General features: G+C 67.5%; 15 protein-coding genes and 1 tRNA gene. 7 read left to right on the top strand and 9 right to left on the bottom strand.

Annotation, left to right across the window (positions count from 1 at the left end; genetic code table 11):
* Nucleotides 1-2 precede the first annotated feature (2 nt).
* Together B0F77_RS29475 and B0F77_RS29470 are read left to right on the top strand one after the other, a co-directional pair.
* Nucleotides 3-2,324 (top strand): helix-turn-helix transcriptional regulator, encoded by a 2,322-nt coding sequence (locus tag B0F77_RS29475; RefSeq protein WP_086666257.1) that lies wholly within the window; start codon nucleotides 3-5, stop codon nucleotides 2,322-2,324.
* A gap of 296 nt (nucleotides 2,325-2,620) precedes the next feature.
* Nucleotides 2,621-4,675 (top strand): bifunctional diguanylate cyclase/phosphodiesterase, encoded by a 2,055-nt coding sequence (locus B0F77_RS29470; RefSeq protein WP_143466960.1) that lies wholly within the window; start codon nucleotides 2,621-2,623, stop codon nucleotides 4,673-4,675.
* Here the strand turns inward: B0F77_RS29470 and B0F77_RS29465 are convergent.
* The 3 genes from B0F77_RS29465 to B0F77_RS29455 form a co-directional block, all read right to left on the bottom strand.
* Nucleotides 4,650-5,147, bottom strand: coding sequence for a DUF2165 domain-containing protein (locus B0F77_RS29465; protein ID WP_086666255.1), 498 nt, complete (start codon nucleotides 5,145-5,147; stop codon nucleotides 4,650-4,652). The two genes, B0F77_RS29470 and B0F77_RS29465, sit on opposite strands and share 26 nt — an antisense overlap.
* A 69-nt stretch (nucleotides 5,148-5,216) precedes the next feature.
* Entirely contained in the window at nucleotides 5,217-9,026 is a 3,810-nt protein-coding gene (locus B0F77_RS29460) for an nSTAND1 domain-containing NTPase (protein ID WP_086666254.1), read from the bottom strand.
* Between the two features lie 251 nt (nucleotides 9,027-9,277).
* A complete protein-coding gene (locus tag B0F77_RS29455; RefSeq protein ID WP_086666253.1) occupies nucleotides 9,278-10,177 on the bottom strand; it encodes an LCP family protein in 900 nt (299 codons plus the stop codon).
* 152 nt (nucleotides 10,178-10,329) lie between these two features.
* Between B0F77_RS29455 and B0F77_RS29450 the strand changes: the two genes are divergently transcribed.
* A complete protein-coding gene (locus B0F77_RS29450; RefSeq protein ID WP_086666252.1) occupies nucleotides 10,330-10,812 on the top strand; it encodes a GNAT family N-acetyltransferase in 483 nt (160 codons plus the stop codon).
* Between the two features lie 64 nt (nucleotides 10,813-10,876).
* Here B0F77_RS29450 and B0F77_RS29445 read toward each other — a convergent pair whose 3' ends face one another.
* Nucleotides 10,877-11,383, bottom strand: a complete 507-nt coding sequence (locus tag B0F77_RS29445) for a hypothetical protein (RefSeq protein WP_143466959.1) — start codon at nucleotides 11,381-11,383, stop codon at nucleotides 10,877-10,879.
* A gap of 194 nt (nucleotides 11,384-11,577) precedes the next feature.
* Between B0F77_RS29445 and B0F77_RS29440 the strand changes: the two genes are divergently transcribed.
* Nucleotides 11,578-12,057: a hypothetical protein gene (locus tag B0F77_RS29440; protein ID WP_143466958.1), complete on the top strand. Its 480-nt coding sequence runs from the start codon at nucleotides 11,578-11,580 to the stop codon at nucleotides 12,055-12,057.
* Nucleotides 12,058-12,120: 63 nt separating this feature from the next.
* Here B0F77_RS29440 and B0F77_RS29435 read toward each other — a convergent pair.
* A tRNA-Arg gene (locus B0F77_RS29435) sits at nucleotides 12,121-12,196 on the bottom strand.
* A gap of 241 nt (nucleotides 12,197-12,437) precedes the next feature.
* Here B0F77_RS29435 and B0F77_RS29430 point away from each other — a divergent pair.
* Entirely contained in the window at nucleotides 12,438-13,205 is a 768-nt protein-coding gene (locus B0F77_RS29430) for a hypothetical protein (protein WP_245848805.1), read from the top strand.
* Nucleotides 13,206-13,215: 10 nt separating this feature from the next.
* Nucleotides 13,216-13,953: an FkbM family methyltransferase gene (locus B0F77_RS29425; RefSeq protein WP_211294117.1), complete on the top strand. Its 738-nt coding sequence runs from the start codon at nucleotides 13,216-13,218 to the stop codon at nucleotides 13,951-13,953.
* A gap of 54 nt (nucleotides 13,954-14,007) precedes the next feature.
* On the opposite strand, the gene B0F77_RS29420 is transcribed toward B0F77_RS29425, so the two are convergent.
* A complete protein-coding gene (locus B0F77_RS29420) occupies nucleotides 14,008-17,205 on the bottom strand; it encodes a penicillin acylase family protein (RefSeq protein ID WP_086666248.1) in 3,198 nt (1,065 codons plus the stop codon).
* Between the two features lie 406 nt (nucleotides 17,206-17,611).
* On the opposite strand from B0F77_RS29420, the gene B0F77_RS29415 reads away from it, so the two are divergent.
* Nucleotides 17,612-18,259, top strand: coding sequence for a response regulator (locus tag B0F77_RS29415; RefSeq protein ID WP_030467690.1), 648 nt, complete (start codon nucleotides 17,612-17,614; stop codon nucleotides 18,257-18,259).
* Nucleotides 18,260-18,295: 36 nt separating this feature from the next.
* On the opposite strand, the gene B0F77_RS50605 is transcribed toward B0F77_RS29415, so the two are convergent.
* From B0F77_RS50605 to bluB, 3 genes are read right to left on the bottom strand one after another with little or no spacing between them, the layout of a single operon-like run.
* Nucleotides 18,296-19,795: a GGDEF domain-containing protein gene (locus tag B0F77_RS50605; RefSeq protein ID WP_086666247.1), complete on the bottom strand. Its 1,500-nt coding sequence runs from the start codon at nucleotides 19,793-19,795 to the stop codon at nucleotides 18,296-18,298.
* Between the two features lie 44 nt (nucleotides 19,796-19,839).
* Nucleotides 19,840-20,586: a glycosyltransferase family 2 protein gene (locus tag B0F77_RS29405; RefSeq protein WP_086666246.1), complete on the bottom strand. Its 747-nt coding sequence runs from the start codon at nucleotides 20,584-20,586 to the stop codon at nucleotides 19,840-19,842.
* The gene (gene bluB / locus B0F77_RS29400) at nucleotides 20,586-21,212 is read right to left on the bottom strand and encodes a 5,6-dimethylbenzimidazole synthase (protein ID WP_086666245.1); all 627 of its coding nucleotides are present in this window, start codon (nucleotides 21,210-21,212) and stop codon (nucleotides 20,586-20,588) included. The genes B0F77_RS29405 and bluB overlap by 1 nt, the downstream gene beginning before the upstream one ends.
* Nucleotides 21,213-21,291 lie beyond the last annotated feature (79 nt).

The raw sequence follows: 21,291 nt of genomic DNA, 5'->3' as shown, positions 1-21,291 counted from the left end.
GCGTGACCACGCGAGCCAGGTTGGTGCTGGACCCCTCCGTGCGAGGTGTCCTCGACCGGATCAACGACGCCACGCCGGGAGACCGCCTGCGCGTTGTCGTTGCCGCGCCTGGTGGTTACGGCAAATCAGCCCTGCTTTCCGAGGTGACCAATTCCGCGGTGCGCGTGGTCGACGACGCGCACCTGCTGGACGACGCTGCGTTGCGTGCTTTGGGTTCCGAGCCCTTGCTGGTGCTGGCTTATCGGCCTTGGCCGCGCCGTGCGGTGCTGGCCGAGCTGACCCGTGGCGCCGTGGTCGTGCCGTTGGCGCCGTTCTCGCGGGAACAGGTTCGTGAGTTCCTGCACGCCCCGAAGCCGGTGGTGGACTTCGTCTTTTCCCAGACCGGCGGTGTGCCTGGGCTGGTGGAGCGACTGGGGGCCGTGTCCGAGGTTTCCGCTGACGCGCTGAGCGCGTTTCGCGCTGATCTCGACTGGATCGACCCGGACCTGCAGAAGTTCCTGCTGGCCGCCGAGGCCGGTGCGGCTCAGCGGCTGGATCTCCTCTCGACGTTGCTCGACAAGGACTTCGACGAGGTCAGCGACATCATCGAGGCCGCCCGCGCCACCGGTCTGCTGGCCGAGGACGGCACCCTGCACCCGCTCGCACTTCGCGCGGTGGGTGCGCTGACCCGTGCCGAGCGCCGGATCGCCGTCCGGCAGAAGCTGGCCCAACTCCAGCTCGACCGCGGTGGACCCGTGCTGGACCTCGTGCGTCCGTTGCTGGACACCGGAATCGGCGGCCCGGTGTTCGCCGCGGCCGCTCGCGAGGCGCTCTCCGCCGACCCTGCCTTGGCCGCCCGGTTGTTCAAGGCCTCGACCGGTGGTGGGACGCCCTCCGCCGAGACCGCCGCCCAGTGGGCCACGGCCTCGGCCATGGCCGGCGATCTGGACTCGGCGCTCCGGCTCGCTGACCAGGTGATTTCCGCCTCGGACACGCCGCATCGCCGCACCGCCGCCGAGGTCGCCGCGGTGGCGTTGGCCCACCGCGGGCAGCTGGCTCGGAGCACTGAACTGTTCCGATGGGCCGCCACGCCGTATGCGGCCGCGTTCGCCGGCATCGGGTTGATCGGCACCGGGCACCTGTTCGAGGAGATGCCTCCGCAGCCACCGACCATGCTCGGTGGCGCGGCTTCCCTGATGCTGCAGGGAGTTCGCCAGTCGGTCGCCGGCGCGGAGACCGCCGCACTGTCCACTTTGGTCCGGGCGTCCTCGATGCTGGAACCCGCCGGCGGGGCGGTGTTGCTGCCGGACAGCCCGGCCGCGCTGGCCGCGCTGGTGGCGGTGCACTGCGGCGAGCCGAACGTGGCCGAGTCCGTGCTGGATCGTGCGGTGGAGACCGGCACCGGCGGGGTGCTGATGTCGGTGCGGCACCGGTTGTTGCAGGCTTGGCTGCAGATGTTGCGCGGGAACCTGTCCGTGGCGCGCGAGACGTTGATGTCGGTGCGGGGGGCGTTCGAGCCCCGGGACTGGATCTTCGCGGTAGCACTTGAGGTCGGCGTTGCTCGGCGCAATTCCGATCTGGCCACGTTGCGACGTACCTGGGAGCAGGCGTGCGAAGCGGTGCTGCGGCACCCGGTGGACCTGTTCAGCTTGTTGCCGTTGGGGGAGTTCGCGGCCGCTGCTGCCCGGTTGCGGGATCAGGAGCGGTTGGCGCCGCACCTGGCTCAGGCTGCCGCTTTGTTGCGGTCGTTGGGGAATCCGCCGTTGTGGGCCACGCAGCTGCACTGGAGTTTGCTGCACGCGGCGATCATTGACGAGGATTCCGCTGCGGCTGAGGAGCACGCGGCTGCGCTGGCGGTGAATCGGGAACGGTCCCGGTACTGCGCGATCTTGTCTTCTGCCGCAGAGTGCTGGCTGGATGTGGTGGCCGGCAAGGTGGATGCGGACCGGGTCGAGGAGGCTGCGCGGAGTCTGCATGCCGTGGGGCTTTGGTGGGACGCGTCTCGGTTGGCCGGGCAGGCGGCTATTCGTACTTCTGACCGGCAGGCGATGGTTCGGTTGCTGGACTGTGCCCGGTTGTTGCAGGGGCGGCCGGTTTCGGCTCGGCGGGCTGGGGTGCCGGACGGGGACGCCGTGGTGGTGGTTGAGGACGCTGGGAAGTTGAGTGATCGGGAAAGGGAGGTGGCTCAGTTGGTTTTGGAGGGGATGACTTACAAGCAGGTTGGGGATCGGTTGTTCATCTCTGCCAAGACTGTTGAGCACCACATGGCTCGGATGCGGCAGCGGTTGGGGTCTACTTCTCGGTCTGATCTGTTGGCTCAGCTGCGGCACATCGTTGGGTCCTGATCTTGTCGGGGAGCGCATGCGAAGAGCAGCTCGCTCCGGCGTCGCCAAGGGCAGCTCGGCTCCGCCTTCGGTGTGATGGGCGCCACTTGGCGCAGGGGGTCTGCCGGTGGGCGCGTGTGGCCCGAACGAGGGGCTCTGGGTTGGGCCTTGCCGTGACAAAATTGCTCCGATTGAGCGAGTAAAGGTTGTAACGCTGCGAGATCGCTGTACGCCCGTTGGGGCGAACGTCCCCGCGCAATGGAGCGGTGTGGTTTGCTGGCGGTAGGCTTCCGCACCGTTGCTGCCGAGCAGGTCAGGTGGATGATTTGCCGAGCCAGGACGACGCCAGATCGTCGCGCCCGACGGGACGTGACGAGCTGGCGCGCGACTGGGCCATCAAGGTCAGCCGGACTGCTTACATACCGTTGTCGGCCGCGAAGCTGACTGAGGAACTGCACGAGTTGCTCAACGTGGTCGCTGAGGCCGTTGCTCAGGATCCCGCTCTTGCCTCCCAGGTTGGTACTCGCCTGGTCGAGCTCCACTGTGTTGGTGCGGAGAGCTTGCGGAAGTCGGTCGAGGTGCTTGTGCGGTTCGTCGTGCAGGAGGGTGCGGACGCTGAGCGGGCCGCGCTTGTCATCGGGGCCTTGTCGGCGGCGTACACCGGGGCGATTCAGGCGTTTGTGCTTGAGCAGCAGGAGAGTGTCAGTCAGGCGTTGTTGCGGGCGAACCGGGCCGTGCAGTTGGACTTGCAGGCCAGCGAGGAGCGGTTCGAGGACATTTTCGCGCACTCGTCGACTGGTATCGCGATGGTGAGTTTGTCCGGGGAGTTGGAACGGGCGAACCAGGCGTTGTGCACCATTCTTCGGCGCGAGGACGTTGCCGGGATGACGTTGACCGATCTTGTCGCGCCGGTGGATCTGCCGTTGATCAACGATGCGTTGGCCAGCTTGAAGTTCGGGCGGATGCGGCGGATCGAGGAGCGGCCCCGGTTGATCGACCGGGACGGCGAGCATTTTCGGGTGTTGCTCGCGGCGACTGTGCAGAGGGACGCCGAGGACAACCCGAAGCACTTCGTCGTGATGATCGACGACGACAGCCAGCTCACGTTGCTGGGTGGGCGGTTGCAGTACCAGTCGTTGCACGACGCGTTGACCGGGTTGCCGAACCGGCAGTACCTCACGACTCGGCTGGAGTCGTTGCTGCACAGCGATGTTGAGCACGGGGTGACGCTGTACCACCTTGATCTGGATGCCTTCGCGGTGATCACGGACGGGCTGGGGCGTGAGATCGGCGACCGGGTGTTGAAGCTTGTGGCCGAGCGGTTGAGTGCCGTGTTCGCGAGCGAGAAGGCCATGGTCGCTCGGCTAGAGGGTGACGAGTTCGCCGTGTTGGTCGAGAACGGGCCGGACACGCCGGACGTGGACACGACGATTCGGACGATCGAGCACGAACTGGCCGAGCCGGTCTACTTCGAGGGGCACGGGGTTGCGGTGTCCGCGTCGATCGGGGTGTTGCCGCGGTTGCAGTCCGGCGGGAATCCGGCGGAGGTTTTACGGGCGTCGGACATGACGTTGCGGCGGGCCAAGCGCAGTGGGCGTCGGCAGTGGGGGTTGCACGACGCCACGCTCGACAAGCGGGAGCAGGAGGAGTTCGCGCTCGCCGCCGTGATGCCGGGGGCCTGGGAGAGCGGCGACATCGAGGTCGTGTTCAACCCCGTCATGAGGCTCGACGGGGCGGCGCGGGTGTGTGTCGAGGCCGAGCTGAACTGGCGGCATCGGGATGCCGGGCTGATCACGCACGAGAAGTGCGTGTCGATGGCCGAGCACACCGGGCTGATGTTGCCGCTGGGCGAGTGGATGTTGCGCACGGCCGCGGAGACGGCGCGCGGGCACGACGAGATCCTCGCCGTGTGCCTGACCGAGAGCATGGCCAACAGCCCGGACCTGGTTCGGGACGTGCGGCGGGTGCTGGCGGACACCGGGTTGCAGGCGGGCAGGTTGTTGCTCGGCTTTCCGGTGCACGTGCTCGCGTCCGAGGACAGCGAGGCCGCCGACAACCTGGACCTGCTCTCCGACATGGGCATCCACATCGGGGCCCGCGACTTCAAGGGTTCCACGGCGGAGATCGAACTGGTTCGTGCGCTCGGCGTGAGGGCCGTGCGGGTGAAGGGACGGGCGCAGAAGCCGGACGACCTGGTGTCGCACGTGCTCAGCGACCTCGTCGGGTTCGTGCACGAGGCCGGTGGGCTCGTGGTGATCGACGCGATCGAGGACGCTGAGCAGTGCGACTGGTGGAGGGAGTTGGGCGCCGACGCGGGGGTCGGGCCGGTGTTCTGCGTGGAGCCGACTACTGAGTGGCCCGCCGCGGACTGAGGTGCACGAGGATCAGCGCGAAGCCCGCGATGGTCACGATGCGCAGGGCCGCGGGGATGCCGTTCCAGTCCTTCGACTGCCACATGGCGAACCACTCACCACCGATCGTCATGAACCCGCCGAGGAACAGCGCCACGATCATCAGCAGCCCGGCGGACGCGAACTTGCGCGCGCTGTCCTCCCGGTCGCGCAGGTAGGCGACGGTGCCGGCGGTCAGCAGGACCGCGGAGATCGCCTCCCACAGGATGATCAGGACGTAGACGATCGTGACGATCGCCGGACTGGTGATGGCACGCCACTTCAGTCCCTGTCCGAACGTGGTGTCCATGGCGAGGACGTGCTTCACGAACGCTTCGTTCGTGCCGTAGTCCGTGACGTTGCCGAACACCACGAGAAGCATGTTGAGAGCGATGAACCCGACGGTCACCGCGACGACCGCGCGCAAGCTGCCGACCCGAGCAAGAAGACGCATGGAGCGGACAGTAATCGATGCGGTGCGGCCGGTGAGGCAGTTGCGCGGACTCCCACCGGCTGGGCAGGGTCAGCACGGGTTCTGGAACGTCACCTGCGGCAGCCTCGCCTCCCACAGTTCCTTGGTGAGCGCTCCACGGCTGGCCGTGCAGATGCGTTCGGCCTCGTGCGCGACGTCGATGTCCCACAGGCGCAGCACGCCGTCGCCCGAAGTGATCATCAGGACCCGGCTGTCCGGTCTGAAGTGGACGAACGGCTCGGCCCCCGAGGCCAGCGCCATCGGCTGGCCCAGCGCGACCACCTCGGCGGGATTGCTGATGTCCCACAACCGGAACGTCTTGTCCGAGCTGCCACTCGCGAGCGTCTTCCCGTCCGGGGTCACCGTGAGCGAGCTGACCTGCTGAGTACCCCCGGTGAGCACGCTGAGCGCCACCGGCTTCTCCCGGTCGCGCACGTCGAAGAGCCGGATCGCCTTGTCGGTTCCGCCGGTGATCAACGTGCGACCGTCCGGGGTGAAGACGGCGCGCTGCACGGGATCGTGGTGGTCGTCCACCGGCTTGCCCAGCAGCCGCGGTTTCGCGAGGTCCGTCATGTCCCACAGCCGGAACGTGCGGTCACTGCTCGCGGTCACCATGGTCTTGCCATCCGGGCTGAACGTCACGTCGTTGACGTACCCGTCGTGCCCGGTCAGTGGACCGCCCAGCTGGACCGGGTGCGCGGGATCGCTGACGTTCCACACCCGCACCGACTTGTCGTCGTCGCCCGTCACCATGGTCCTGCCGTCGGGCGAGAACGCGAGCGGGTTCGTGAACCGGGTGTTGAGCGCGATCGGTGGTCCGAACGGGACGACGTGCGCGGGATCTGTCGCGTTCCACAGCCGCACCATCCCCTCTCCGGAGGCGGTGCCGAGCACCTTGTCGCCCTGCGAGAGTTTCACCCTGAGGCCCGACTTGTCCGGGACGGCCTGTGGCGCTCCGACGGGCTTGAGCGTGAACGGGTCCGTGTTGTCCCACAGCTGCAGCATCTTGCCGCCGTTGCCGCTCACGAGCAGCTTGCCGTCCGAGCTGAACGCGGGAGGTCCCACGTTCGTGCCGGCGATCGGCACCTGGTTCTGCGGCAACGACCACAGGCGCACGGAGTTCTCGCCCGCCCCGGTCGCGAGGGTGCGGCCGTCCGGGGTGAAGCCGACCGCGAACACGCCGCCGCTGGGCGCCGCGAGCGGTTTGCCGAACTGGTTCACGTTGGCCGGGTCGGTGACGTTCCACAACCGGGCGGTGGCGTCCGACGCGCCGCTCGCCAGGAGGTGTCCGTCGGGGCTGAACTTCACCGACCACACGCCGGCGGTGTGGCCCACGAGCGCGTCGCCGATCGGCGCCTGGGCCACCGGGTCCCACAGCCGCACCGTGTTGTCGTCGCTGCCGGACGCGAGGAGTTTGCCGTCGGGGCTGAACGTCACCGAGTGCACGCCGTTGGTGTGGCCGGTCATCGGCTTGCCGATCATGGTCCTGGTCGCGACGTCCCAGAGGCGGATGTTCTGGTCGTCGCCGGACGTGGCGAGCGTGTGGCCGTCCGGACTGAAGGCGAGCGTCCGGACCGCCGCGGTGGCGCCGCGCAGCGGTTCGCCGAGCGGCGTGGGGTTCGCGGGGTCGCTGACGTTCCACAGCCGCGCGGTCTTGTCCTCGTTCGCCGCGGCCAGGGCCTTGCCGTCGGGACTGAACTCCAGCAGGTAGCTGGTGCCGTTGCCGGTCTCGATGGTGTGCAGGAGCTTGGGATTCGTTCTGTCGGCGATGTCCCAGAGCTTGATCGTCTTGTCGTTGCCGGTGGTGGCCAGCACCTTGTCGTCGGGGGAGAAGACCGCGGAGGTGAGCCAGTCCTTGTGGCCGGTGATCACCGCGAGCGGCTTGGGGTTCGAGCGGTCGCGCACGTCCCACAGGCGTGCGGTGCGGTCGTAGCTCGCGGTCGCGAGGACCGTGCCGTCCTTGGTGAACGACGTCAGGTACACCGCGCCGGTGTGCCCCTTCAGCGGTACGCCCAGCGGCGTCTGCTGGTCCGCGACCAGTTTGGACGCCACGTCCAGGTCGCCCGGCCGCATCCGGTGCGCGGCGAGCAGCATCTGGGCGGCCAGCGACGGGTCGGTGTCGGCGATCCGGTCCGCCTCGGCCACGACCTGGCGGAACACCGCGTCGTTGCGCTGCCGCACGGCGATCACCGCGGCGCTGGCCGCGATCAGCGCGAACACCACCACGAGGGACACCGCGCTGCGGCGCAGCCAGACGCTCTTGCGGTGCTGGCGTTCGGAGGCCCGCACGAACTCCTTCGCGAGCGTGGTGACCTGCTGCTGCCGCGCGCCTTCCAGTCGTGCGCCGCGATAGAGCAACGACGAGTCGCGGTCACTTGAGGCCCACGCCGCCGCGTCCTCCTCCAGGCGCTGCCGGCTGAGGTTGCCGGCGCGGTCCTCGTCGATCCAGCTGCGCAGCCGCGGCCAGGCGTGCAGCAACGCCTCGTGCGTGATCTCCACGCTGCCGGCGTCGACCGTGATCAGGCGGGCGCGGGTGAGGACCTCGAGCGCGCGTTCCGTGGCGGTGAGGTTCGTGGCCGCTTCGAGGAGGTTGTGCCGGCTGGAACGGCGGCGGGTGTCCTGCGTGTCGTCGCCGACCCGGACGAGCCGGAGCAGCAACTGCCTGGCGGCGGCCTGGCCGGGTTCGTCGAGGTCGGACCAGGCGCGTTCGGCGGTGGTGGCGACCGCGCCCTGGATGCCGCCGGCCGCCCGGTAGCCCGCGATCGTGAGCCGGCCGGCCTGCCGGCGTTGCCAGGTGACCAGCAACGCGTGGCTGAGCAGCGGAAGCGCGCCCGCGTCGTAGACGTCCTTGCCGCGGCGGTTGTGCGCGCCGAGGTCACGCAGCATGAGGTCGACCAGGCCCGGTTCGAGCTGCAGGCCCGCCGCCCTGGCCGGGTTCGTCACCGCGTCGCGCACCTCGGCCGCCGACATCGCGCCGAGCACCATCTGCCTGCTCTGCAACGCCTCGGCGAGCTCGGGGAAGTCGAGACAGCGCGCGTAGAAGTCGGCCCGCACGCCGAGCACGACCGAGGTCTTCTCCGCCGCCGCGTGCAGGGCCTGCACGAAGATCCGCAGCCGGTTCTCGTCGCCGCCGAGCGTGAACGCCTCCTCGAACTGGTCGACGATCACCACCCGGCTGCCGACCGCGATCTGCACCTCGTGCGCGAACTCGGTCAGCACGTCGGAATCGACCGCTGATTCCAGCGTGAGAATCAGCTCCGGCACCTGGAGCGCCAATTCCTTCAGCGGATCCGTGCCAGGAGCGATGATGATGGTGTCCTTGTCGAGGCGGGGCAGCACGCCCGCTTTCATCAAACTCGACTTACCGGCGCCGGACGCGCCGACCAGCATTGTGATGCCGTTTTCGTTCAACCGCTCGAGAAGAGCGTTCGTCGCCCTTTCCCGGCCGAAGAACCAGTTCGCGTCCTGCGGTCCGAACGCGCTGAGGCCCATGTACGGGCAGACGGCGCTGTCTTCCTGAGGGGGTGTGTCCGTGTCGGTGACGGGGCTGGCGAGCGCTTCCTCCCAGAGGGTGCGCCACGCGTCCAGGTCGTACAGGCGGTCGATCGCCGGCTGGGGCCTGCGCTTGCGGGCCTCGCCGACGAGCACCTCGAGGACCGCGCTCAGCCCGCTGAACCTGGCAGGCACGTTGCGCCCGCGCCGCCAGTCGCTGACGCGTTGAGCGGGTACGCGAACCGGTCTGCCCTGTTCGTCCGTTCGGCGGGCACGGGCGACCGACTCCGTGACCCGCTTCAGGGGTGGGTCACCTGCCTCCGCGTAGAGCAGCGCAAAGCGCTCCGCGAAGACGCCACGGGGTCCCAAGTGGCCTCCACCTCGTCCGGACCGGAAAACGTGGACCACCCGTCTGAGCTGCGGCGCACGCACCGGACAGGAGGTCAGAAGCCCACCCTAACGAGGTGGTCTGACAACCTCGACCCCACGTCCGTCACGAGACCGGGAGACCGTCGCAGTGGTAGTGGCTAACTGGGGCAAATCCTCCACGGCTGAGGAGCGCTGGGGGTCTCCTCAGCCGTGGCCCGGACCGAGCGAGTGGCAGGGCGCCGCCTGCTAGCTCAGGCGGCGGCCCAGAGCGCGTCCGCCTCGGGTTGCTTGGGCTGGACCCGGTTCGGGTCGGGCAGGTAGGACTCGGTCGGCAGCGTCACGTAGGTGATGCTTTCCGGTTTCAACGCGGTGAGTTTGCCCGCGAGATCCGCCAATTTCGCGATTGACCCGATCTCGGTGTCCGTCACGATCGACTTCGTCAGCATGTCGGCGAGTTCGAGCGTTTTCTGCGGACTGGCCAGCCAGTTCTCGTTCGCGAGTTTTTCGCTCAACGCCCGCATGAACAGCTGCTGGTTCCTGATCCGGTTCAGGTCGCTGCCGTCACCGATGCTGTAGCGCGTCCGCACGAATGCGAGCGCCTGCGTCCCGTCGAGTTTCGCCGGCCCGGCAGGCACGTGCAGCCCGCTCTTCTCGTCGTCGATCGCCTCGGGCATGGTGACGTCGATTCCGCCGAGCCGGTCGATGACGTCGCGGAAGCCGTTGAAGTCGATCTGCACGAAGTGGTCGATCCGGATTCCGCTCATCTGCTCGACCGTCGCCACCGTGCACGCCGCCCCACCCGTGGAGAAGGCGCTGTTGAACATCGCGATGGCGGCCGGAGGGTTGGTCCCGCACTGCGGCCTCGGCACCATCGTGTCGCGCGGGATGCTGACCACGCGGGCCTGGTCGCCCTTCGCGTTGAGCTGCACGACCATCGTGGTGTCGGACCGCCCGTCGTCCTTGCCGATCAGCAGGATGTTGAGCGGGCGGCCGGGTGTCGCCGGAGGCCTGGGGTGGGTGATCTCCTTCGCGAGATCGACGGTCCTGAGATTGCTCTCCAGCCGCCAGTAGGAGCCCCCGACCACGACGCCCGCCGTGATGACCACGGCGGCCCCCGAGACCGCGAGCCATCGTTTCAAGTGGACGTTCATACCTCTGACGGTCCCGGCTGTTTGTCCGGATCCCGTCGGCGGTTTGTCATGGTTGTGTCACAGCGTGCCTGAGCTGGTCGAGTATTTCGGTGTCGGGCCGCGCGCGGAGGTAGTACAAAGCAAGGGCATCATCGATGCCATTGGGGGATGACATGACAGTCCGTCGCGCCGTTGTTTCCGACGCTCCCGCCATCGCGTCGGTGCACGTGCGCACCTGGCAGGACGCGTACCGGGGGCTGGTCCCGGACTCCGAGCTGGACGCGCTCTCGGTGGGAGCGCGCACCTCGATGTGGGAGCGCAGCATCCCGGCCGGTGGCGTGTGGGTGGGGTTGATCGACGACGAGGTGGTCGGCTTCATCGCCGTCGGTCCGTCGCGTGAGCCTGATGCCGACTTCCAGCTGTACGCGATCTACGTGCTGCCCTCCGCGTGGGGCACTTCGGTGGGTTACGAGCTGACCGAGGCCGCTCTCGCCGGCCAGCAGGACGTGATCGTCTGGGTGTTCGACGAGAACCCGCGGGCCCGGCGCTTCTACGAGCGGTTCGGCTTCCGCGCCGACGGTGTGGCGAAGACCGAGACCATTGGCGGGGCGGAGTTGAAGGAGATCCGCTACCGGCTCAAGCGCGTCGCAGGGTGATCTAGTCGATCAGCACTCCGTCCTCGTCGAGCGCGCGGACCTCCTCCGGTTGCGTCCTGGTCGGCTACCGCACAGCCGTGATCACCAGTACCGAGTAGACCTCCCCGAGGTCGATCACCACCACCTCGACCACGCCGGCGCAACCCCCGCCAGGCAGAACTACATCGGCCCTGAACCACAACCCACCCGAGATCCGCGACGACCGCACATCCCTCAGCCGAGCGTCATCCGGCCACTCCCGCCGAAGAAACTCCTCTGCCTCCACCATCGCCACGACGGGAGGCTTGTCTCCTTTGGGAACCTCGATCACGTCCCACACAGCTCCCAGCGCGGGCTCGACGGTGTTCATGACACCCGAATCACCACGCGGCCCGGACAACGGCACCCCGGACACAGTCACCATCTCAGGCCGCCTGGCCACCGAGACCAGCACCAGACCGACAATGGCGAACACCAGCGCCACGCCCGTCATCGTCGCCCCGCTCATGTGCAGTCCACCGTGGACGGTGCGCACCTGAGCGGCGAACCGAGCCCTGCCGCTCAGTTCGTTGCGCCCGCCTCTGCCGGCCACGTCGCCTCCCGCCCGATGAACGATGTGCTTAAAGAAATACGCGGCAATTCTGAGAGCAAGGTTCAGGAAAGACTGAGAATGTCAACGGTCCTCTCAGCATGGAATAGCGCCCTTCAGAGCCCCACCCGCGAAACCCGGCGATCACCACGCTCGTTGTCTAACATCGTGCCTCCGCCGACCTGCGAGGTGCTGTGGTGTTTCGCCCCGTGTTCCGCCGCGATCTGGAGTCGCGCGAGGCCTCGATAGCCCGCCAGGTCTTCGGCGACGCCCTGGACATCAGCGCCCTCCACCTGGCCGAGGGCGGCCTGCTGGGCAGCTTCGGCGTGGCCCGCACCCTGCCGCGCCTGGTGACGTTCCCTCGCGGAGTCCTCACCACGCCGCAACACCAAGCGCGCTACGAACGCTGGCTGGTGCACGAACTCACCCACGCCTACCAGTACCAGCACGGCCGCAGCGTCCTCAGCATGCTGCCGACCGCCCTCGCCGGGTTCTTCGCGAAGGGTCTCTACGACTACGGCGGCGCCGAGGGGTTGCGCGGGAAGACGTTCGCCGACTTCAACACCGAGCAACAGGCCAACATCGTGGCCGACTACTACTACCTGAGCACCTACGAGCCGCACCACGACCTGTCCGCGTACAAGCCGTACATCGACTTCGTGCGGTCGGGGGCGTGACCCAAAAGATCAAGCTCTGACCGCGTTGCCGCTGGTCAGAGCTTGATTTCACCCGGCGAAAGGTGGTGCCCCAGGCAGGATTCGAACCTGCGACACACGGTTTAGGAAACCGATGCTCTATCCCCTGAGCTACTAGGGCTGGCGACAGCAGTCTACCGGGGTGCCGCCACCGAGTTGACCAGCGCCCCCGGCAAACGGGACACAGCGCTCGCTCACGCTCGGTGAGGGATCGGGCAGGACGTGTGCGGCCGTTGGAGGGAAGTGAGGCAGGCCACCTTCTGTTGGGTAGAAACGTCAGGTACGCAAGGCGTGTGAGCAGACCTTGGCCTGACTTCCGTCCTGGACCCCTTGGCGCCCTCAAGGCTTGGTGGCGCCGGCGGGTGCCCAAGCGCGCTGAGGACTTCACGTTCGTGCCGCCGGTGAGCAGTCATCAGCACGAGTTCGAGACGCCGTTGCCCAGCGCCGTGTACGGGCTGGACTTTCAGATCAGGCTCACGGTCGTCTGGCGGCTCGATCTTGCTACCGGACTGCGGCACAACTCGCCGAAGAACGCTGCCATCCATCACGTGTTGCAGCGGGCCAAGGAGATCAGTGGCAAGGCGATGTTGGTGCATCACGCGGCCTTGCAGGTGCAGTTGGGGGATGAGCTCGCCACTGAGCGGCAGGTGCCTGGGACGCATGTGTGGGCTCGGGCGGAGCAGGTGAAGATCAGTACGAACGAGGACGATCTTGAGATGGCTCGCAAGCACATCGAGCTGCTCCGGAACTCCACGTTCAAGTTGGCTGAGCGGGATGTGGAGCGCGCGGAGATTCGGTATCTGCGGGACGAGGTGTTGACGGACGTTGGCACGGCCACGATTTGGTGGTTGCAGCGCAACGGGTACCGGGTTGAGGAGGCCGTCAAGTTGTCCGGGCACCTCGCTGAGCTGGTGAAGATCGCGCAGCTCGAGCCGACCACGCATTGGGCCGAGTCGCTGGTCAGCAGTGTTGAACGGGCGTTGCCTGAGCTGGAGGATCGGCATCGGAAGGACCTCAGACAGCACCTGGCCAAGGCGTTGAGCGTTTATGGCGGGTCACGGGTTGCCGCTGAGTTCGCTGATCAGATCGGGTTGCCAGCGGGCGAACAGCACACCAACGGGCACGTCTAGGCTGGTCCGGGTGTTGACCGAACTTCGCAGTGCCGCGGTGGTTGCCGGGTTGCGGGCGCTCGCCCGGCTCACGCCTTATGCCGAGGCGGAGCTTCTTGGGCTCCGTAAGATCATCAAGCCTGGGGACGTCTGCGTTGACGTCGGGGCGGCTTTGGGGTTGTACACGGTCACGTTGTCCAGACTGGTTGGTCCACAAGGGACTGTGCACAGCGTGGAGCCGTTGGTGTTCGCGCATCCTGCGTTGTCGTACGTCCTGAGGCCGCGGGAAGGGCGCAACATCAGGAGGCACTCGGTTGCTCTTGGGGCGCAGCGGCAGGGGCGCGAGGTCATGAGCGTGCCGGTGCGGCACGGGAGTCCGGTCACCGGGCGGTCGTTCCTGACGGTGGGGGCCAACGGGCTGGGGTCCAACGAGGAGTTCGACCAGCACCTGGACGTCCTGGTCAAGACGGACACGCTCGACCACTTCGTCGAGGAGAACGGGATCGGGCGGCTCGACTTCGTCAAGGCGGACGTCGAGGGGGCCGAGCTGCGGGTGCTCGAGGGGGCGAAGGAGACGATCGAGCGGTTCAAGCCGGCGTTCCTGCTGGAGATCGAGGAACGGCACGTCGAACGGTTCGGGTACCACGCGAAGGACGTCGCGGACTTCCTCACGGAGCGGGGGTACCGGATGAGCGTCTGGCACGGGGGCGCGTGGGTGCCGACCGGCAACATCGGCGACGAGACGCGGAACTACCTGTTCCGGGCCTGAAAAAGTAGAGGACGCCGACCCCTGGGGGTGGATCGGCGTCCTCATCTCGAAGGCCTACAAGCTGTAGACCTCAAGCTCATACAGGGAGTATCCGTAACGAGTGGCCCGTTGGGTACCCGTCAGACGGAGGTATCTCGCGTCCTGTGGCGTGAACGCTACGACATCGTCGCCGCCATCGCCAGCACTTGTGGAGAAAACGTTCCGCCAGTTCGTGCCGTCATTGGAAACTTCGATGCGGTAGCCGCTGCCGAAGGCCGACTCCCAGTGCAACACTGCGCGACCGATTCGTTGCACAGAGCCAAGGTCCACCTGGATCCATTGGTTGTCGTTCCAGTCGCTCGCCCAGCGCGACGTGGGGTTTCCGTCCAGCACGTTCGACGGCGGGAGGTTGTTGGCCCCCGTTTCGTGGGACGACGCGGTGGCGGTTTTGCGGGCTGCCAGGTTGGTGATGTTCTGGCTGCGGCGGGACGGGAACTGCACGACCTGCTGGAAGGTCGGGCGGTTCTGCCAGTGGATCTTGTCCTGGGTGACGCCGCCCATGGCGCGGTGGATGATCGTGTCCGCGCACCACTGGTCGCCTGCGGCGCAGTCGGCGTCGCCGGGGTAGACCTGGTTGGCGGGCTTGGCCACGGCCGCGGTCAGCGAGTCCAGCAGGGCGGTGCGGCAGCCGGACAGAGTGCCGCCGCCGCAGTAGGTCTGCGGGAAGGCGCCCTGGACCGGGTCGCCGAGGACCTTGCGCAGGTCCTTGTCCACGTAGCCCCACCAGCCGTACTGGAACGACGAACCCTTGTGCGGTGCGGCACCGTGCGCGTCGGACGGAGCCTCGTCCACCTGCTGGGCGCCCACGATGGCGTCGTACAAACCATCACCGAGCGATGGTTTGAACTCCGCCTGCACCAGCAGGGGCCACCAGGCATCGAGAACTCGAATGGCCTCGGCGTTGGCGTAGGTCTTGCTGCCCTTCGCGGTCTCCTTGCGCAACGAACCGGAACGCTGCCACTCCTTCAGCTTCTGGACCACCGGAGCCAGCGTCGCGTCGACGGGTGACGACTCGATGACGCGCAGCAACTCCGGCAGCACCTCCTGCGCCCGCAGGTCGGCCACCGCGGCCTCGGCCATCGCCTTGGTCAACGACGCCCGCGTGACCTTCTGGCCGGACGTGACCAGTGCCTTGACCCGCACGTCCAGCAGGTTGCCGCGGTGCACGGCGCTGTGGCCGAAGCCACCGAAGGTGAAGTCCTTGGCCTGCTTGTTGTTCCAGGAGATGTAGTAGTCCTGGTTGATCGAGTTCGGGTGGCCGGCGAACGGCATGTAGGACGCGATGTTCTCGTTGCCGTCCCAGTCGACCCACTCGTACTCGGCGCGGCCCCACGTCGGCAGGTTCGGGTCCACAGTGGAGCGACGCACCGGGTTCAGGCCCGAGTTGAAGTACGCCACGTCACGGGAGTCCGCGTAGAACCAGTTGAACGCGTAACCGATGTTGTTGGCCGCGCGCTGGAAGTCCGTCGCCGAACGGATGGCACCAGGATCGTTGAGCTCCTGGAACCCGATGATCGAGTCGACCTCGTGCATGTAGGTCGAACGCAACGTCGTGTACGCCACGACCTTGCCGCCCACGGTCGCGCGAGAAGTCACCAGGCCGTACTTGGTCCGCCACATCACCAACGTGTAGGAGCCGGCGGCCGTGCCGTCGGCGACCGTGGGCTTCCAGGCGTTCTTGCGCTCCAGGCGTTCCATCGGCGTGCAAACACCGTGGAACAGGTAGGACGTGGACGCCTTGGTAGGAGCGGAACCGTCTGCGTTGCACAACTCGACGGCGTAGGTGTCGACGATGTCCTGCCCGGAAGAAGTGGCGCTCCACGAGTAGTCGACACCACGGCCGAGCTGCACGTACATCGAGACGCCGGCGAACGACACACCGCGCGAACGGACGCCGGGACCGTTGAGCTCCTGCAGCATCAGCAACTGCGGCGCGAAGTAACCGGTCTGCGGGCCCCACACGGCGATCGGGTTGCCGGTGTCGGTGAACGCACCGGAAACCGCCAGCGCGTTGGACATGCCGTGCTTCTTGTTCAGCAGATCGGCGGGAAGAACGCCGTCCTCGAAGATCCCGCGCGCCTTCGCCACATCCGCGGGAGCAGGCACCGACGCGGCGGCACCCGTGCCACCCACCTCGTCGTAGACCATCCGCTCCGGCGTGATGCTGCCGGAATCAGGAAGTGCCACGCCCTGGGGAGAAGCGGGAGAAGCCGCGTACGGGAAGGACTGTCCGTTGTGGAGGGTGAGAACGGCCTCGGGGTCGTTCTGCGCCCGGAACGCCTTCCACACCTGCTCGCCGACGGTGGCGCCGTACTTGTTCTGCGCGGCCAGCTTCACCAGCGCGGACTGCACCTCGCCGCCACCGCCGGCGCCGAACAGGCCACCGACGACCGAGGCGATCGCCACCATGTCGGTCGCCTTGAACGGCTGGATGTCGTTCCAGTTCGTGATCGAGTCGGCGTGCCCGGTCAGCACGTACTCACCGGGGAAGTTCCGCGCCGCGATCGACTGGGTCACATAAGCGTTGATCCCGGAGATGTAGTCGTTGACGTCGGCCACCGCCTGCTGCCCGCGAGCACCGTTCCTCGCGGCCGCGGTGTCGATCTGCTTCTGCAGATCAGCCTCGGTGTACGGGATCTGGTTGTAGAAGCTCTGCTCCAGGACCCGGTTCGACGGCGCACCGCCGGCGAACCCGGAGAGCTGCCCGCGACCGAGGTGGCGGAACAGGTCCATCAGCCACAACCGGTCCTGCGCGGCCGCGAAACCGGCGCCGAACATCGTGCCGGACCGCGTGGTGCCGGTGATGTGCGGCATGCCGATCTTCTTGTCGCGCACGATCGTCACGTCCGCGCGCGGCTTGATCGTGCTCTCGACCTGGTCGGAGGCCACGCCGAACGACGCGTCGTTGAAGAAGTTCGTGAGCTGGTCGTTCGTGAGGCTGCTGTAGCCGTTGACCAGGGCGTCGTACTTGCCGAGCTGGTCGGCGGAGTGCGCGGGCCGGGTGCCGAACGCTTTGTGGGTCAGGATCTCGGCCAGCGTCGCGTTGCCGTTGTTACCGGGCGGCACGATGTCGCCGCACTGGCCGAGGCAGTAGTCGTCGGCGGCGAACGCGGCCGCGCGGGACTCCTCGGCTTGCGCGGACGGGACGAGAACGAGGGAGGCGGTGACGGCGGCGGTCGCCAGCAGGGACGTCACCGGATTGGCTCTCCGCATGGCGCGAAGCTCCTCTCCGTGCAGGGCAGGGTTGCTGTGACGGACGTTACTTTCCGGTAGGGCTATCGCGAAAGACCTTCGCGTTTGCGGTTCGGTCACGGTTCGGCTGCATCGATCCAGAAGTGTCCAGGCCGATTTCTGGGTCGTATCCGTGTTTCTGGTACGTCATTCCACTCAGTGGGATTTCGATGTTTGGTTACTCAGTGTTCTGGTGTCACCGCTTAAGCCCTGGTGGCATGCCTACGCAGCGAAGTCGGACCGCTATTCCGGTAACTGTGAACGTCGTCTTCGATCTCGAAAAACCGTTACCACATGATGAGATAACTGAGAATTAACGTGGTCTTCGGCGTGCGTACGCGAAGATCACGAACATGAGGGAGCACGGAACGCCAATGCGGGAGGCGTCGTGATCAAGGTTCTGCTGGCCGACGACGAGGACCTCGTCCGTTCCGGCCTTCGCATGATCCTGAGCAGCGTCGGGGACATCGAAGTCGTCGCGGAATGCGATGACGGGCATCTGGTGGCCGACCTGGCCCGCCAGCACCGTCCTCACGTGGTCCTGCTCGACATCCGGATGCGCACGTCGGACGGTCTCGTGGCCCTGCGGAGGCTGCGGACCCTGCCCGACCCTCCGAGAGTCTGCATCCTGACCACGTTCGACGTCGACGAATACGTGTCGGAAGCACTGCGGCTGGGTGCGGCGGGCTTCCTTCTCAAGGACACCGAACCGGAACAGCTCGTCAAAGCCGTGCGCGACCTCGCGCGCGGTGGCGCGGTCCTCGACCCCGGTGTGGCGGCACGGGTGCTCGCGGCCGTCGCGGACGGCGAGCGCATGGCCGAGCCGGCACGCAGGCTGCTCCAGAGCCTGTCCGAACGCGAGCGCGAGGTGCTCGTGCTGATCGGCCAGGGCATGTCGAACGCGGAGATCGGCGGCACCCTGCACCTGTCGGAGGCGACGGTGAAGGGGTACGTGTCGTCCGTGCTCGGCAAGATCGGCGCGGTCAACCGCGTGCAGGCCGCGCTGGTGGCCTACCGCGGCGGCCTGATCGCCTAGAAGCCTTCAGGAACCTTCGGAAAACCCCGGAAAACCTCAGGTCCCCGAGACGATCTCGGGGACCTCGTCGACCGAGGGCTCGACCTCGACCCTGTTCCGGCCGTGCCGCTTGGCGCGGTACAGCGCCATGTCCGCGGCCGCGAACAGCTGGTCCAGCTTGGCAGGTCCCGCCGCGACCCCGATGCTCACCGTGGGCCGGCGGACCGCGCCGAGCACCATCGTCCAGTCGTGGCCGTCGACGGCCGCGCGGATCCGCTCGGCCACGTTCGGGCCGACGTCCATGTTCGGCCCGGTGTCCCCGAGCAGCACCACGAACTCGTCACCGGCCCAGCGCGCCACCAGGTCGTCCGACCGGCACTCGCGCCGCAGCAACGCCGCGATCTCGCGCAACGCCGCATCGCCGGTCGCGTGCCCGGCGTCGTCGTTGACGTTCTTGAACCAGTCCACGTCGACCAGCACCAGCCACGGCACCCGCCCGCGCGCCGCCGTCGACTCCAGCAACGCCTGAGCGGCGCGTTCGAGCCCGAGCCGGTTCGCCAGGCCCGTCAACGGGTCGCGCGCCGCGGCCTCCTGTGCCGCCACCGCGAGCCGTTGCGCCTGCACGGCGACCCGGCGCTGTTCCAACGCCTGGCCGAGGCCTTCCTGCAACGTCTCCGTGGCCGTGCGCGACGCCGTCATCGACCGGCGCAACGCCTCGGCCTCGCCCACCGCGTCACCCAATGCGTGGCAGATGTCCGCCAGCTCCGTGGAGAACCGCAGCAGCAGTGAGGTGTCGTTGATGCGTTCGGCGTTGCACACCGCGCGAGAGGCGAGTGTGCGCGCCTCGTCGAGATCGTCCTGTTCGCGACGCACGACGGCGAGAACCCAGTTTCCGACCGAGATGCCCCACAGGTCGGTGGCGTCCGTCGCGAGACGCAACGTCTCCGAGCCGAGCTCCTCGGCCTTGTCCAACTGACCGACACCCGCCAGGGAACGGCCGAGAGCGCCCATCAACGCCCGGCGCATGATCTCGTCCTTGGCCAGCGAGAGGCCCTCGTCGAGGTACGCCAGCGCTTCCTCGAAGATCGCCGGCGCCGCCGCGGGAGGCCCCGAGCAGGCGCGGAAGTTCAGCGAACCACCGAGGCGCTGCAGGCAGTGGGCCAACGTGTCGGTGTTGCCCGCACGGCGCGCCACCTGCACGGACAGCCGCAGCATGTCCAGCGCGGCCCGACGGTTGCCGATGCCCTCCATGAGATAGCCGAGCGAGCCCATCGTCTGGGCCACGGCCGGGCTGTCCGAACGCTCGGCGTCGAGGTCGGTCCACCCCTCGGCGGCCAATTCCAGGGCGAGTGGAATGCGACCGAGCCGCCACGCCATGACGGCGCGGTTCACCAGTACGGCTGATCGAACCCAGCGGTCGGCGCCGGGTGACACCTTGGTGACCACCTCGTCGAAAAGACTGTTCGCCTCCGGCAAACGGCCAGCGTTGAGCAACGCGCGGACCTCTCGGTCCAGCCGCGGAATCTGGCCCGCTACCAGCGGATCACGCTGCTCCACTCGTTCATCGACTCCGTTCCGACTCGCCGAGCGGCTTGCACAGGCTACCGGGCCGGTTGCGTGCACATGTGGCGCAGTGCCTGGGCTCGATCGACGATCATTCCGTAGCGCAGCTTCTTGTCAACGGGGTCGTTGTGGATCTTCCCCGCCGTCGCCTGTACGCCGTGCTTGCGGTAGAGCATGCTCGGCGCCGCGACGAAGTACCCGGCCGAGACAGTTTGTAGCGCCATCAGCAGACCGGTGTCCTCGGATCGCGGCAACGCCATCCATCCGCCGAGCGCGAGCAGCAGATCCCGCCGGACGCACATCGTGCCCGGCACGACCGGCAGCCGCCATTCGCCGCTGGTGAAGACGTCGAGCATCCAGCCGGGTTCCAGCACGCCCTCGTCCGGATCGCCGGACGCCCACGAGACGACCTCCCCGTCCGGCAGGAGGTCGAGCGCGGCGGAGGTCACCCAGCCGACGTGCGCGTGCCGCAGCAGAACCTCGATGTCCCGCCGCAGGGCGCCTTCGACCAGCAGGTCGTCGGCGTCCAGGTTCCGGACGAACTCTCCGCGGGACCGGGCGAGGGCCAGGTTCCGCGCGCCCGCCGCACCTGCCGCCGGAGACGCGGAAAAGGTGACGCGGGGGTCGTCGAAGGACGGTTCCGCCGCCGCGTCACCGTCGTGCTGGATCACCCATTCCCAGTCCCACCCCTCCGGCAGTTCCTGCGCGCGCAAAGATTCATACGCCTCGGCCAGGAAACGCACGTGAGGTGGATGCACCGGGGTTACCACGGAGATAGTTCGCATCAGTTCTTTCGGCCGTACGAGTCGTAGTGCAGCACGTCCTCAAGGGGCATCCGGTTGCGCCAGCCGTGCCGTTCCAGATCGGGCGTGTCCGGCAGCGATCGAACCGGTCCAACGCACAGCCACGCCACCGGACGGACCCTTGTGGGGATGTCCAGCAGGCGGCGCAGCACATCTTCCCGGTAGAAGCTCACCCACCCGACACCGAGGCCCTCCTCGGTCGCCGCGAGCCAGAGGTTCTGGATGGCCAGGCACACGGAGTACAGGCCCGCGTCCGCGATGGCGTGCCTGCCGAGCACCGCCGGCGAGCCGCGGTCGGGGTCGTAGGTGACGACGATGCCGAGCGACGACTCCATGACGCCCTCGACCTTGATGCGGGAGAACGTCTCCGCGCGTTCCTGGTCGAGCTGGGCGGAGAACACGCTGCGCTCGGCCTGGACGTGATCCCGGAACGCCCGCCGAATCGATTCATCACGCACCAGCACGAAATCCCACGGCTGGGAAAGGCCGACGCTCGGCGCCGCATGAGCTGCGGTCAGCACCCGCCGCAGCACGTCGGGCGGGATTTCCGCGCCGGTGAACTCGGCACGGGTGTCCCTGCGGCGGTGCACTACTTCGTACAGGTTCATTCGTGCGATCGTGCCTCACTCGAAAGCACCAACTTCACGCTGCAGAGGTGGCGCTGATCTCATCTGAGGCGATAGACCG

Origin of the sequence: Lentzea kentuckyensis, from assembly GCF_002150765.1 — a bacterium.
Taxonomy (GTDB): Bacteria; Actinomycetota; Actinomycetes; order Mycobacteriales; family Pseudonocardiaceae; genus Lentzea; species Lentzea kentuckyensis.
This window is presented reverse-complemented; position numbering and strand designations above follow the sequence as displayed.